The following is a 13344-nucleotide window of genomic DNA, read 5'->3' as shown; positions in this document are numbered from 1 at the left end:
GCCGCGTTAACCCCGATATGGGACGGCCTTCGTCAGTCGCGGTCGGGTGCACCGAGCGGGAAGTAGGGGCGGTAGGGCCGGGCATCCTCGACGCAGCGCGACACCGACGGGTGCGCGAGCAGGCGGGCGCGGTAGGCGCGCAGATTCTCGTATTTTCCGTCGATTTCATGCACCCAGTCGGCGTAAAAGAGCGACGGCGCGGCGGCGCAATCGGCGAGGGTGAAACCGTCGGGCGTTGCCCAGCCGCCGCCCGCCAGCTCCTTGTCGAGCCAGCCATAGATGGTCTCGAGCGCGGCTTTCGACTGATCGACGATCAGTGGCACATGATTCTCGGGCCCGCGTATCGCGTCGGCCACGACCGCCTGCATCCGGCCCATGACATGATTATCGAAGACGCGGTCGAGCAGCCGGACTTTCAGCGCCGCGTCGAAATCCTGCGGGATCAGGCGCGGTTCGGACACCAGCCGGTCGAGATATTCGATGATGATCGACGATTCGAAGTATGGCACCCCGTCGTGGACGAGGAGTGGGAACTGCCCGACCGGCCAGTGCGCCCGCAGTTCGGGCATATGCTCCGGAAACGTCGGGTCGACCGAGCGATACTCGAAATCGATCCCCTTTTCGTAGAGCGCGATCAGCGCCTTCCATGTGTAGGAGGAGAAAGGGTGGCCATAATAAATCAGCATCAATTGTTATCCTTGCGCGTCAGCCAGGCGAGCGGCCAGCCGACGAAGAAAATATGCGGGAAGAGCGCGATTGCGCCCTTGACGAGGTCGGCGGGCGGGAAGGGCAATCCGAAGCGCAGCGGCAGCACGATCCCGTTCATGATGACATAGAGCAGCAGCCCGTAGAGCGTGCCCGTGAGCCACCACGGCCAGGCCGTCAGCGCATTCCAACGCCGCGCGACGAAGAACCACGCCGTGACCATCGCGCCCATGATCGCATAATGCGTCGCCAGCCCCGCGATATCGCCGCCGATGCCCCAGCCGCGCGCGGCATCGCCGAACGGGCCGCTGGCAACGGCATGCAGCATCGAAGAGACGGTGCCCCCCTGCACGACGCTCGACACCGCCGCATAGACGATGTCGAGCGTGCCGCAGAGCAGCCACGCGAAGAGCGCCGGGCTACGCCGCGCCAACGGCTTCACCCCGCACCGCGGCCTCGATCTTCGCGATGTCGATCTTCTTCATCGTCATCATCGCCTCGAACGCGCGTTTGGCGGCTGCGGGGTCGCCGCCCATCGCTGCGTCGGTTAGCACGCGCGGGGTGATCTGCCAGTTGAGGCCCCATTTGTCCTTGCACCAGCCGCACATGCTTTCCTGTCCGCCGTTGCCGACGATCGCGTTCCAGTAACGGTCGGTTTCCTCCTGCGTGTCGGTATGGACCTGAAAGGAAAAGGCCTCGCTATGCTTGAAGGCGGGGCCGCCGTTGAGCCCGACGCACGGAATGCCAAGCACGGTGAAGTCGACCGTCAGCACGTCGCCTTCCTTGCCGCTCGGATTGTCGCCCGGCGCCTTGTGGACGGACCCGACTTTGCTGTCGGGGAAGGTCGCGGCATAGAAGGTCGCGGCTTCCTCGGCATCCTTGTCGTACCAGAGGCAGAGGGTCACGGGTTGGCTTGTCGGTTGGTTCGTCATCACTTCTCTCCTTTGATCGGCGCGCCGATCGACCATAGATGGCCGAACGGATCCTTGATTTGGCCGTAGCGGTCTCCCCAGAACATATTGTCGAGTGGCATCACCACCGTCGCGCCCGCGGCGACCGCGCGGTCGAACCAGGCGTCGGCGTCGTCGACGTGCAGGTGCAAGGTCACGCCATCGGGCTTGCCCGAGGGTTCGCTGACATATTCGGGAAATTCGTCGTGCATCATCAGCGACGCGCCGTTGATCGTCAGATGCGCGTGCATCAGCCGCACGCCGTCGTCCGCGGGCATGCGCACATTCTCGGTCGCGCCGAACGCCTTGATGTAGAAATCGATCGCCTCGCTCGCGCGCTTGTCGGCGATGGCGATATGCGGGGTCAGTCCCGTCGTCGGGCCCTGGTTTTCCACCCTCTCTCTCCTTTGCCTATTTGCGCGGGCCGACGAAGCCGACGGGCGCGCCCTGCGGGTCGATCGCGTTCATCGCATATTCGCCGCCTGGGATTTCCATCGGCTCGCTGGTGATCGTGCCGCCGTTCGCGGTCACCGCGGCGTGCGCGCGGTCGATGTCGTCGACACCAATGTAGAAATTCCACACCGGCACCGGATAGCCCTCCATCAAAGGCATCACCGCGCCGATCATCACTTCGCCGCGCTGGACGAAGCGGTAGGCGCCGATCGGGCCCATATCCATCTCGCCCTCCTGCCCCCAGCCGAAATGCTTTTTGTAGAAGGCGATCGCGGCGTCGGAGTCGCTGGTCGCGAGTTCGTTCCAGCGCACATGCTGCGCTTCGGTGACCGAAAACACGCCGCTTTCCCCCGGAACGGCACCCTCGGGCGGGATCGGGTCCATGATATAGAAATGCGCGCCCTGCGGGTCGCTGACCATCGCGATGCGGCCGACGGGCAGGTCGGTCGCGGGCATATGCACCGCGCCGCCATCGGCCTTGATCGCATCGATGCTCGCATCGACGTCGGCGACCTCCAGATAACCGAGCCAGCCCGGCCGTGCGCCGCCCGCGAGCATGTCGGCACTCAGCGCGAGCACCCCGCCCGCGTTGCCGCCGTCGCTGCGCCCGATCATGCGATAATCGATGCCGCCGGCCGCGGCGTCGTTATGCGCCGCGATGGTCCAGCCGACGACGGCGCCGTAAAAGGACGCCGCGCCCGCGGGATCGGGGGTCATCAATTCGTACCAGATGAAATTGGCTGCCTTGGTCATCGTCTCTCTCCTCGATGCTTCGGTTTAGTAGGTCAGGCTGGGGAACCAGTCGCCACGCCCCTCGGGCGTCATGTCGAGCAGGCCCCACAAGGGATCGACGAGGTCGCCCGCGCGGTGGTGCTGGCCGGGATCCTCGGGCGCATAGGCCATCTCGCTCGCCCAGACGTGGCGAATCCTGGTCCCGTCCTTGCGGAACACGTTGAAGATCGTCTCGTCCCAATTCTCGCCGGGCTTCATCCCATGCTCGGCGCGCTTGGCGTCGGTCAGCTTCGACGTGTCGCCGAAATAATCGGCCGAATAGCGCCCATCGACGTCGGACAGGAAGATCAGGTGCGGCCAGCGCCGCTCCTTCGCCCAGGCTTCGAGCCGCGCGATCGGCGACTTGGCGACGATATAGAGCGGCGCGCGCTGCCCGACGTGTCGGGCGCTGCCGTCGATCGCGTCGAGCATATGCGTGCAGCCGTCGCACGGCTTGTCGCGTTCGGCCCCGAACATGAAGCTTTGCAGGATGATGCTCGGCTTGCCCTCGAACAGCTCGGACAATCTGACCCGCTCGGGACGCTGGAAAGCGCCGATGCGCTCGAAGCTATAATCCTCGGGTACCGCGCCGCCCGGCGGCAGCGCGCGGCGCTTGGCGGCGACCGCCTCGATCTGGCGGCGCAGCGCGATTTCGTCGGCGAGCAGTTCGGCGCGCGCGGCGCGATAGGCTTCGCTCTCGTTCGGGAAGGACAGATGTTGCATGGCCTGCTTCCTCCTGAGTTCGCTTATAGCCGGTGCAGCCGCAGCGGCTTCACATTTTCGCGCGCGATCAGCCCACGGGCCTCAAGATCAAGCTGGACGCCCTTCAGCCACCAGCCCGCCTTGGCGCCGCCGGGGAACAGGTGGTCGGGGAGCAGCGGGAGCACGCGTTCCTTGACCTCGGCGACGGTCAGCCCCGGCACGGTTTTCGGCACCGCCGCGAGCAGCGCCTCCTTCATCGCGCCATATTTCGCCTTGTCGACCTGCATCGCGAAATCGGGACTGGTTATGCTGCGCATCTCGGTGCGTTCGATATTTTTGCTCATCGCGCATATCCCTTCGTCGCTTCGAGCGGCGGGGCGCGGAAACCCATCGCGGCCCAGGCTTTCAGCAGTCGCCACATGAACTTGCCCGTCGGCGTGGCATAATTGGGGATGTCGTCCGGCAGCTCGACCCCGTCGGGTCGGTCGCCCACGATCGTCCGCATCTCGGCCGCCGGGCGCTCGGCCTCAGGAATGCGCGCCGAATAGACGCTCAGCCAATGGCCCTTGGTGAATTCGAGCGCGATCGGCGCGTTGCAGCAGCGCGCGACGAACCGCCGCGTCGGCGAATCGGGTTCGATCCGATGCTCCTCCAGCTGGTCTGATCCCGACAGCCATTGCAGCCGGTCCTTGCGCATCAGCACATAGGGCGTCCCGCCATCGGGACCGACGACTCCCGGCGCGCCGGGCAAGGCTTCGAAGCCCCGCCCCGCTTGCTGGCAGCTATGGCAATAACAGGTCGCCGCGACGATCGGCTGGCCGCTGAGTTCCAGCCTCACCGCGCCGCACTGGCACGAGGCCGTGCGCGTCATGCCCGGCTCGCTGCGGGTCATGCTTCCAGCTCCGCCATGGCTTCGGCGATGGTCACCGGTGCCTTGGGCCGCGCGTACATCGATTCCAGATAGGCGCTGAGCGCGGGGGCATCGTCCAGCATGTCCTCGAGCTTGGCCCAATCGAGCGTGTAGGCGGCGTTGAAATCGGCCACCGTCACCTGCTCGCCGACGACAAAATTGCGCCGCTGCATATGCTGTTCGAAGACCGCGATCATCCGTTTGCAATCGCGCCTCGCCAGCGCGATTTCCGCGGCCGATTGCTCGTCGGACGCATAGAGGAAGCTGTGCAAAGCGATCCGCCACAGCGGCGCCTCGATCTCGGTCATCAGGAAAAACAGCCAGCGATACATCTGGCCGCGCTCTTCGGCCGTATCGGGGATCAGGCCGCGGCCGGGAAAGCGGTCGCCATATTTATCGGCCAGATAGAGCTGGATAGCCGCCGATTCGCTCACCACCAGGTCGCCGTCGACCAGAACCGGCAGTTTCGCGGCCGGATTGAGTGCCAGAAATTCGGGCGTCAGCTGCTCGCCGGCGCCGAGGTCGATCGAGACAATTTCGTGGGCGAGGTCGAGCTCGTTCAAGAGCCACATCGCGCGCAGCGCGCGGGTGGGGGGCGTTCCGTAAAGTTTTATCATCGTTCGATCCTTCCTCTCGATCCCCCTGCGGCGAAGCCATTGGGGAGCCACAGGCGGTGGCGGAGGGGCTGCGACGGTACGCCGTCAGCACCTCCGTCAGCGCGATCAGGCTTCGACGATCGGCGCGAAACCGCCATAGATCATGCGCGCGCCGTCGAACGGGGTGTTCTCGGAACTCGCTTTCATCCGCTCGTCGGCCATCATCGTTTCCCATCCCTTGGTGCGCGCTTCCTTGCTCGGCCATTCGACCCAGCTGTAGACGACGGTCTCGCCGTCCTTCTTGTGCGCTGCGCGGGCATAGTCGGTGACCTTGCCGTCGGGGACATCGTCGGCCCACGCCTCGACGACGCGCGTCGCGCCATAATCGAGGAACACGCCCGACATCTTCTGCGCCAGCTCGCGGTACGCTTCCTTGTTGGCTTCGGGGACGGGTACGATATAGCCGTCGGCGTAGCCGGTCTTGCCTTCGGCACGGTCGTCGACGATCGAATCGAATCCGCCGATGATCATGCGCTTGCCGTCGAACGGCATCTCGCCGCCCATCTGCGCCATGCGCGGGTCGCTCATCATCTTTTCGTTCGCAGCGTCGCGCGTCGCCTTGTCGGGATATTCGAACCAGCTGAACACGACGGTCTCGTCGGGCTTCGCCTGCACCGCGCCCTTGAAGTCGTTCACCTTGCCGTCGGGGACGTCGTCACCCCAACATTCGACCATGCGCGCGACACCGAATTCCTTGAACAGGGGCGCAGCATCGGCGGCATGCTTGCGGTACGCTTCCTTGTTCGCGGTGGGGACCGCAAGGACAAATCCTTCTACATAGGTCATCTTCTCTCTCCTTCATTTGGGTTCGGGGCGTCCCTTCAGATTCTGAAACGCTCCAGTGTGGCCCCCGATGCAAATTTCTCCTGACCCAACGGCACCAGTTGGCGCCGCTTGCCGTCGGCCGCGAACAGCGGTGTGCCGCCGCCGAGTACGACGGGGTAACGGATCAGCCGCAGCTCCTCGATCAACCCGGAGCCCAGCACGGACTGGATCGCGCCCGCCCCCGCGAAGACGGCAATCGGCTTCGTCGCTTTGGCCTTGAGGCGCGCCACATCGCCCAGCGTGATCGCGTGGCTTTGCGTCCAGCCGCCAACATCGCTGCCGTGTGTCAGCACATATTTGGGCAGCGCGGTCATCCGTTCGGTCTGCTGTGCCAGATCGGACGGCAGGCCGGTTTGCCCCGCCGCATCGATCCAGAAATCGGCGATCATGGCATGCGCCATGCGGCCAAAGATCATGCCGCCGATTTCATCCAGCGTGCGCGTGTGCAGCGCGTCGACCGATGCATCCTCGGTCATCCAGTCGATATTCTTGTCAGGGTCTTCGATGAAGCCGTCGAGCGACACCGATATTTGCGCAAACAGCGGAGCTGTCATGGTCTCTCTCCTGGGGAGGGGTTGAGAGGGCGGGTTGTCAGGCGGGCGGGCCATTCTCTTCGCTGAACGCGGCGAGCTGCGCGTCCATCGCGCGCTGGAACGCCGGCCGCGCGAGGCAGCGGTCGAGATATGCCTGCAGTCGCGGCTGTTCGGCGATCAGCCCGGCCTCGACGCCTTCGCGCAGCACGGTCGCCATCGCGATGTCGGCGACGCTGAATTCGCCCGTGAGATATTGTTTGTCGCCAATCGCGTCGTTCAGGCGGCCGAGCCGGCCCTGGATGAATTCGATCAGGCTCGGGCGGCGCAGCTTCGCCCATTCCTCTTCGGTCGAGAAAATGTCGACATTGCCCAGCTCGAACAGCATCGGTTCGACGCTGTTATAGGCGGCGAACAGCCAGGCGAGCGTGTTGGCGCGCGCTTGCGGATCGCGGGGCATCAGCCGCGCGTCCTTTTCGGCGAGGTGGAGCAGGATCGCGCCGCTTTCGAACAGGCGGATGCCGCCGTCGTTGAGCACAGGAACCTGCCCCCATGGCTGGAACAGGAAATGGTCGGCGGGGCGGTTGATCGCGCTGATCAGATGCTCGGCATAATCGAGGCCGATTTCCTCGCACGCCCAGCGCGGGCGCAGGTCGCGGACATAGCCGCGCGCGAAATCGGGGACCCAGTCGAAGGCGGTTATCTCGAGCTTGGCGTTCTGGTTCACGGACATGATGACTCTCCTTTCGAACAGATGGCAGAAATCACGCGTCTTGCGTCGCATGCTTTCCGTAAGAGGCGAGCTGCGCCTCAAGCGCCCGTCCGAATGCGGGCCGCTGTGTGCCGCGCTCGATATAGGCGGCGAGGTTGGGATGTGCGGCGAGCATTGGCGTCGGCACGGCGCGCAGAACGTCGATCATGACCAGGTCGCCGATGGTGAAGCTGTCGTCCAGCCACAGGCGATCGCCAAGCGCGCGCGACAGTTGCGCCAGCCGCTTCTCGGCGAACGGTCGCGCAGCGTCCTTTGCGGCTTCCTGCCAGTCGTGATTCGCTCCCGCGACGCTCAAAATAACCAGTACCTGCAACATCGGCTCGACGCTGTTCAGCGCGGCGATCATCCAGCTGATGCCGCGCCCACGCGCTGCCGCGCCGCGCGGCAACAGGCGTTCGTCCTGCTCGCCGATGTGGAGCAGAATTGCACCCGATTCGAACAGCGCCACGTCCCCTTCCTTGAACGCCGGAACCTGTCCGAAGGGTTGGTCCGCCAGATATTCCGGTGGCTTCTCCTCAAAGATTCCGCCGATCAGGCGCTCGCGATAGGGGCGGCCGATCTCTTCCAGCGCCCAGCGAATGCGCAGGTCCTTGATGCGCCCCTCGGCGAAGGGTGGCACCCATTGATAGCCGGTGATTTCGATCGTCGCATTCGGATCGACGGGCATGATGAAACTCCTCTCGGTTATTCGATGGCGAGGAAAACGGGGTCAGAACGCGGGCGGTGGCGGGGCCTTGTCGTCGAGGAAGGGCACGACCATCGCGACGATCGCGGGCACTTCGCTCATGATCCCGATGTGCGATGTCGCGGGCAGGATCGCGAGCCGCGCCTTCGGGGCTTCGGTCATGAAACCCTGCGTCGCCGCGGCGATGTCGCCGCCGCCGCGCAGCTTGAACAGCTGGATCGCGTGATCGAGCCTGACGCCGTCGGCGTCGCCGATGATCACCATCGTCTTGCCTGGGATCGCGCGAAGCTGTTCGTCGGAATAGGCGAAGGGCGTGGCGTCGAGCGTCTTGATATTCTCGACCAGTCTCGGAAATTTCTCGGGCGTCGGCGACAGGCTCTTGTAACCCGTCTCGATCGGGCTGCCGGCGAAGGTCGCCGCGGTCAGCTCTGCGATGCCGGCCAGCACTTCGGGATACCAGCCGTCGAGTCGCGAGGTTCCCGACAGGACCACCTGCTTGCCGATGCGTGCGGGGTGGCGCACCGCAAGCGCGATCGCGGTCGACGCGCCCATCGAATAGCCGAGCACGTCGGCCTGTTTCACGCCGAGCTTGGCGAGCACGGCGGCGGCGTCTTCGGCCATCAGGTCATAGCTGAGCTTGCCGTCGACCCCGCCCGACCGGCCATGGCCGCGCGCGTCGATCGCGATCACCGGGCGCGTCGCGGCCAGGGGGGTGATCAGCGGCTTCATCGCGTCGGCGAACATGAACGCTCCGTGGAGCACGAGCAGCGGGTTCTTGCCGGGCGTGAGATCGCCGTGCAGCTGGTAATGGATGCGCGTGCCGTTCACATCGACGTCGCCATTCCGGACCGTAACCGGTGCTGCGGCCTTGGCGGCTGCGGGGGCGGCTGCGGGCGGCGCGGCGTGCGCCGGCTGCGGCAAGGCCGCGGCGGCACTCGCGGCGGCGAGCAGCGCGAAGACGGGCACGAAGCTCCAACTGGAGGAGTGGTTTGTCATTCGACTATTCCTCTTGTTCTAAAGACGGAGGCTAGGACCGTTTGCCTTTGATCCAGGCGACGATCGACATCGCGTGGCCATGGCCGAGGTGGTAATCGGCCTTCAGCCAGTCGATGATCGCACCCGCCTTGATCCCCGGGGCGAGGCCGCTTTCGTCGGCGAGGCCTTTTTCGATCGCGATGGCCTTCAGCGCGCCGGCCGATTTGCCGGTCTTGGTTTCGACATTGTCGATATAGGCCTGAAAGCTCATGCGCTCGCTCCTGCCCTGAGCGGGATCAGCGCGCGGAGGCGCGGATCGCGCAGCCACAGGCCGCCCCACAGCATCAAGCCCAGGTAGACGCCGAACAGGCTGTGGCTGAACAGCGGGCTATTGATGCGCACATGCGTGCCGATCGCGCCGCCGAGATAGCCGGTGATCAGGATCGCGCCGAGGATCGCGGTGCGCGGCCAGATATAGAGCAGGGTCGGGATCAGCAGCAGGAGCCCAAGCAGATACATCGTGCCGATCTCGAGCGGCCATCCGAGGCCGGGCGGGCTATATTTGATCGCCGTTTCGGGCGACACCAGCTTCAGCCCGGCGTCGAAGAGCAGGAAGAGGATCACAAGGCCGCTCAAAACGCGGCCGGCAATCAACTGGCCCTTGGTGGGGATATTATCGGTCATCCTCTTCCTCCTCCCTATGCTCGTCAGGCGGCCGTTTCGGCGGGTTCGCCGGCGGGGATCGCGGTCGGGTCCATCCACATCACTTCCCAGATATGGCCGTCGGGATCCTCGAAGCTGCGGCCGTACATAAAGCCGCCGAAGTCCTGCGTCGGGGTCGGGTCGGCCTTGCCGCCCGCCTTGACCGCCTTGTCGACCTGTCCGTCGACCGCGTCGCGGCTGTCGGCCGACACGCAGAGCAGGACCTGTGCGGTCGTGTGCGCGTCGGGGATTTTCTTCGACGTGAAGGTCGCCCATTTTTCATGCGTCAGCAGCATGACGTGGATCGACCCTTCCTCGACCACCATGCAGGCGGCGGTGTCGTCGGTGAAGGCGGGGTTGTTCGCCGCGCCAACCGCCTCGTAAAAGGCTTTCGACTTGTCGAGGTCGGTGACCGGCAGGTTCACGAAAATCATCTGGGGCATCGTCTTCTCTCCTTTTTTGGGGGGGTGTTTATTCGGGTTGGTTTGCGGCGCCGGCGATCGGCGGGTCGTCCGCTTCACCGCCGTTCTACTCGGCGGCGACTGCGGGCATCGGTTGCTCGCCATTGGCGACCGCGGGCTCCATCCAGAAGGGGGCCCAGACATGGCCGTCGGGGTCGAGCAGGTCGCGGCCATACATGAAGCCATAATCCTGCACCGGGTTGACGTCGGCGGTGCCGCCGTGCGCCGCGCCCGCTTCGATCATCGCGTCGACCGCTTCGCGGCTGTCGAGCGCCAGCGCCAGCGACACCTCGCTCGACGTCGCGGGCGGGATGGGGCGGTCGGTGAAGCCTTTCCATTTGTCGTGGGTCAGGATCATCACGACGATCGTGTCCGACCACATCATGGCGGCGCCGGTGTGGTCGCTGAAGCGGGGCTCGTTGGTGAAGCCGATTGCTTCGTAGAAGGCCCTCGACCTGGCGAGATCTGCGACCGGCAGGTTGACGAAGATCATCTTGGGCATCTCTTCTCTCCTTGGGGGTATTGGTTCGTTGATGTCAGCGTGCGCGGTGCGCGGCGGCAATTACCCGTCGCATCATGGCGCGCTTCCCGCGCCGAACAGCATCCGGACATAACGCTTCAAATGGGTGACGGTGCCGCGGGCAATCGCCGGGTCGTTCGTCGTTTTCGCCAGAACGAAGGCGCCCTGCAGCACCGACTGAACATGCTGGGCGAGGCCGATCGCGGTGACGTCCTCGGGCACGCCATAAACGTCCATCGCCGCCTGGATGTCGGGCGCGAGCGCCTGGCAATAGGCGTTGATGCTCGCCTCGCACGCCGCGCGGATGCGGTCGTTCGTCGCATAGGCTTCCTGCACCATCGTGCCGACGAAGCAGGTATAATCTTCCGTGGGGCCGTCGAGCATCGACAGGCGGAAATCGATATGGCCGAGCAGGCGGTCGAGCGGGTCCTCGAGGCTGACATGCGGCGCGCGTTCGAACATCGGCCGCGCGCGTTCGGTCCAGCCCTCGGCCGCCGCTATCGCCAGCTCTTCCTTCGATGCGAAATGATGGAAAAAGGCGCCCTTGGTCACGCCCGCCGCCGCGCAAATCTGATCGACCGTCGTCGCCGCATAACCCTGCTTGCGCACCGTGGCATGCGCCGCGGCGATCAGCTTGGCGCGCGCACTGCCGCGGGGAGCGCGGACCCCGGGGGTGCCGCCGCCCGCCAGGGGGACATCGCGGGCGGCGGCTGCGGGGATCGAGGGGGGCTGATTCGTCGTCATGCGAATCTACATACCGACTAGTTGGTATGTTGTCAAATGGGCATAAACATCGGCGATGTGCGCGATGATCGAGAAGTTGCAAAAAGACTCGACCTTCCCGCCACTTCGCCTAAACATGGCTTCGGAACAAAGGGGGCACACCGGTGCTGTTCCGGGGGGAATATGGTCGCAGTCGTTTCTACTGTTGCGTATCTCGGCATCGACGCGCGCGGGGTCGAGGTGCAGTGCCAGATCACCCCCGGCGTCCCGCGCTTCGTCGTCGTCGGCCTGCCCGACAAGGCGGTGGGCGAAAGCCGCGAGCGCGTCCGCGCCGCGATCGCCGCGATCGGCCTGTCGCTCCCGCCCAAGGTCATCACCGTCAACCTGTCGCCCGCCGACCTGCCGAAAGAAGGCTCGCACTACGACCTGCCGATCGCGCTCGCGCTGCTCGGCGCGATGGGCGTCATCGATGCCGAGACGCTCGCCTCTTATGTGGTCGTCGGCGAACTCGGGCTCGACGGGCGCGTGGCGGCGTCGCCCGGCGTGCTCCTCGCCGCGATCCATGCGGGCAGCGCCGGGCTCGGGCTGATCTGCCCTGCGGTGCAGGGGCCCGAGGCGGCGTGGGCGGGCAATGTCGAGGTGCTTGGCGCGCCCGACCTCCTGTCGCTGCTCAACCATTTCCGGGGCAATGCCCTGCTCGCGGCGCCGGTGCCGGGCGAGGTCGAAGCGCCGGTGCGCACCGCCGACCTGCGCCAGGTGAAGGGGCAGGAGACCGCCAAGCGCGCGCTCGAAATCGCCGCTGCCGGCGCGCACAACCTGATGATGTCGGGACCGCCGGGTGCGGGCAAGTCGCTGATGGCGGCGTGCATGCCCGGCATCCTGCCCGACCTTACGCCCGCCGAGGCGCTCGAAGTGTCGATGATCGCGTCGGTCGCCGGGAACCTCGAGGGCGGACGCCTGATCCGCGCGCGGCCGTTTCGCAGCCCGCATCATTCGGCATCGATGCCCGCGCTCGTCGGTGGCGGGCTGCGCGTGCGGCCGGGCGAGGTCAGCCTCGCGCATCTGGGCGTGCTGTTCCTCGACGAATTGCCCGAATTCCAGCGCGGCGTGCTCGATTCGCTGCGCCAGCCGCTCGAGACGGGCGAAGTCAGCGTTGCGCGCGCCAACGCGCATGTCACCTTCCCGGCGCGCGTCCAGCTGGTCGCGGCGATGAACCCGTGCCGCTGCGGCCATCTCGGCGATCCCGCGCTCGCGTGCAGCCGAGCGCCGCGCTGCGCCGCCGATTATCAGGCGAAACTATCGGGGCCGCTGCTCGACCGCATCGATCTGCATGTCGAGGTGCAGGCGGTGAGCGCCGCCGACCTCGTCCTGCCGCCGCCCGCCGAGGGCAGTGCCGAGGTCGCGGCGCGCGTGGCGGCCGCGCGCGCGGCGCAGACCGTACGCTATGCAACGCACAAGGCGCGAACCAATGCCGAGATCGACGGCGAGCTGCTCGAAGCCGTCGCGACCCCCGACGAAGCGGGACGTAAACTGCTCGCGCAGGCGGCTGAAGCGATGCGGCTGTCGGCGCGCGGTTATACGCGAATCCTGCGCGTCGCGCGAACGATCGCCGATCTGGCGGGCAGCGAAGATGTCGGGCGCATCCACATCGCCGAAGCGCTCAGCTATCGGCGGCAGGCACCGAGAAATTGATGGAGGAGGTCGTTTTCGAGGCGGAGATCATCGAATGGCGCGGGCCGGCCCCCTTTCTTTTTGCGCCGGTTCCGGACGAACATGTCGGTGCCATCCGCCACGCCGCAATGACCGAGAGCTATGGCTGGGGCGTCGTCCCCGTGGCGGCAAGGGTGGGAGAAACGGCATTCGCTACCTCGCTTTTCCCGCGCGAGGGGACCTATCTGCTACCGATAAAGGTCGCGGTCCAGCGATCCGAAGCCGTGGGCCTCGGTGATCGGATCATGGTCCGGATGCGCGTCGGCCGCCTTGGGGCCTGACCCTAGGCTCGCG

At 65.8% G+C, this 13344-nt stretch carries 21 protein-coding genes; 2 read left to right on the top strand and 19 right to left on the bottom strand.

Annotated elements, in window-relative coordinates; all coding sequences use genetic code 11:
* Positions 1–32 precede the first annotated feature (32 nt).
* From ASD73_RS12520 to ASD73_RS12430, 19 genes are all read right to left on the bottom strand, one after another.
* Positions 33–686: a glutathione S-transferase family protein gene (locus tag ASD73_RS12520; protein ID WP_082521513.1), complete on the bottom strand. Its 654-nt coding sequence runs from the start codon at positions 684–686 to the stop codon at positions 33–35.
* Positions 686–1147 (bottom strand): hypothetical protein, encoded by a 462-nt coding sequence (locus tag ASD73_RS12515; protein WP_235534356.1) that lies wholly within the window; start codon positions 1145–1147, stop codon positions 686–688. The genes ASD73_RS12520 and ASD73_RS12515 overlap by 1 nt, the downstream gene beginning before the upstream one ends.
* On the bottom strand, positions 1125–1637 hold the full coding sequence (locus ASD73_RS12510) for a VOC family protein (protein ID WP_056372761.1): 513 nt from the start codon (positions 1635–1637) through the stop codon (positions 1125–1127). The genes ASD73_RS12515 and ASD73_RS12510 overlap by 23 nt, the downstream gene beginning before the upstream one ends.
* A complete protein-coding gene (locus tag ASD73_RS12505) occupies positions 1637–2050 on the bottom strand; it encodes a VOC family protein (protein WP_056372760.1) in 414 nt (137 codons plus the stop codon). Before ASD73_RS12505 ends, ASD73_RS12510 begins: the two co-directional genes overlap by 1 nt.
* A gap of 16 nt (positions 2051–2066) precedes the next feature.
* Positions 2067–2861 carry a VOC family protein gene (locus ASD73_RS12500; RefSeq protein ID WP_056372759.1) on the bottom strand — a complete coding sequence of 265 codons (795 nt, stop codon included), beginning with the start codon at positions 2859–2861 and terminating at the stop codon, positions 2067–2069.
* Between the two features lie 24 nt (positions 2862–2885).
* A complete protein-coding gene (locus tag ASD73_RS12495; protein ID WP_056372758.1) occupies positions 2886–3602 on the bottom strand; it encodes a DUF899 family protein in 717 nt (238 codons plus the stop codon).
* Between the two features lie 23 nt (positions 3603–3625).
* Positions 3626–3925: a DUF6958 family protein gene (locus ASD73_RS12490; protein WP_056372757.1), complete on the bottom strand. Its 300-nt coding sequence runs from the start codon at positions 3923–3925 to the stop codon at positions 3626–3628.
* Positions 3922–4473, bottom strand: coding sequence for a GFA family protein (locus tag ASD73_RS12485; RefSeq protein ID WP_200934938.1), 552 nt, complete (start codon positions 4471–4473; stop codon positions 3922–3924). The genes ASD73_RS12490 and ASD73_RS12485 overlap by 4 nt, the downstream gene beginning before the upstream one ends.
* The gene (locus ASD73_RS12480; RefSeq protein WP_056372756.1) at positions 4470–5108 is read right to left on the bottom strand and encodes a glutathione S-transferase family protein; all 639 of its coding nucleotides are present in this window, start codon (positions 5106–5108) and stop codon (positions 4470–4472) included. Before ASD73_RS12480 ends, ASD73_RS12485 begins: the two co-directional genes overlap by 4 nt.
* Before the next feature lie 105 nt (positions 5109–5213).
* On the bottom strand, positions 5214–5933 hold the full coding sequence (locus ASD73_RS23550; protein ID WP_056372755.1) for a DUF1428 domain-containing protein: 720 nt from the start codon (positions 5931–5933) through the stop codon (positions 5214–5216).
* A 35-nt stretch (positions 5934–5968) separates the two neighbouring features.
* The gene (locus ASD73_RS12470) at positions 5969–6526 is read right to left on the bottom strand and encodes a dihydrofolate reductase family protein (protein ID WP_056376066.1); all 558 of its coding nucleotides are present in this window, start codon (positions 6524–6526) and stop codon (positions 5969–5971) included.
* 37 nt (positions 6527–6563) lie between these two features.
* A complete protein-coding gene (locus tag ASD73_RS12465) occupies positions 6564–7235 on the bottom strand; it encodes a glutathione S-transferase family protein (protein ID WP_056372753.1) in 672 nt (223 codons plus the stop codon).
* A gap of 31 nt (positions 7236–7266) precedes the next feature.
* The gene (locus ASD73_RS12460) at positions 7267–7941 is read right to left on the bottom strand and encodes a glutathione S-transferase family protein (protein ID WP_056372752.1); all 675 of its coding nucleotides are present in this window, start codon (positions 7939–7941) and stop codon (positions 7267–7269) included.
* Positions 7942–7983: 42 nt separating this feature from the next.
* The gene (locus tag ASD73_RS12455) at positions 7984–8955 is read right to left on the bottom strand and encodes an alpha/beta fold hydrolase (RefSeq protein WP_082521511.1); all 972 of its coding nucleotides are present in this window, start codon (positions 8953–8955) and stop codon (positions 7984–7986) included.
* A gap of 31 nt (positions 8956–8986) precedes the next feature.
* Positions 8987–9205 (bottom strand): DUF4287 domain-containing protein, encoded by a 219-nt coding sequence (locus ASD73_RS12450; RefSeq protein ID WP_056372749.1) that lies wholly within the window; start codon positions 9203–9205, stop codon positions 8987–8989.
* A complete protein-coding gene (locus ASD73_RS12445; protein ID WP_056372747.1) occupies positions 9202–9618 on the bottom strand; it encodes a DoxX family protein in 417 nt (138 codons plus the stop codon). The genes ASD73_RS12450 and ASD73_RS12445 overlap by 4 nt, the downstream gene beginning before the upstream one ends.
* Before the next feature lie 23 nt (positions 9619–9641).
* Positions 9642–10079 (bottom strand): VOC family protein, encoded by a 438-nt coding sequence (locus ASD73_RS12440; RefSeq protein ID WP_056372745.1) that lies wholly within the window; start codon positions 10077–10079, stop codon positions 9642–9644.
* An 85-nt stretch (positions 10080–10164) separates the two neighbouring features.
* Positions 10165–10599 (bottom strand): VOC family protein, encoded by a 435-nt coding sequence (locus tag ASD73_RS12435; protein WP_056372742.1) that lies wholly within the window; start codon positions 10597–10599, stop codon positions 10165–10167.
* Between the two features lie 72 nt (positions 10600–10671).
* On the bottom strand, positions 10672–11361 hold the full coding sequence (locus ASD73_RS12430; RefSeq protein ID WP_082521510.1) for a TetR/AcrR family transcriptional regulator: 690 nt from the start codon (positions 11359–11361) through the stop codon (positions 10672–10674).
* Between the two features lie 162 nt (positions 11362–11523).
* Here ASD73_RS12430 and ASD73_RS12425 point away from each other — a divergent pair, with 162 nt between their 5' ends.
* The gene (locus ASD73_RS12425) at positions 11524–13032 is read left to right on the top strand and encodes a YifB family Mg chelatase-like AAA ATPase (RefSeq protein ID WP_056372740.1); all 1509 of its coding nucleotides are present in this window, start codon (positions 11524–11526) and stop codon (positions 13030–13032) included.
* Positions 13032–13331 (top strand): DUF1905 domain-containing protein, encoded by a 300-nt coding sequence (locus ASD73_RS12420; RefSeq protein ID WP_056372738.1) that lies wholly within the window; start codon positions 13032–13034, stop codon positions 13329–13331. Before ASD73_RS12425 ends, ASD73_RS12420 begins: the two co-directional genes overlap by 1 nt.
* Positions 13332–13344: the final 13 nt, after the last annotated feature.

This window comes from Sphingopyxis sp. Root154 (assembly GCF_001427105.1).
In the GTDB taxonomy this organism is placed as follows: domain Bacteria; phylum Pseudomonadota; class Alphaproteobacteria; order Sphingomonadales; family Sphingomonadaceae; genus Sphingopyxis.
Note: the sequence above shows the minus strand (reverse complement) of the source record. Positions and strands in the feature narration are given on the sequence as shown.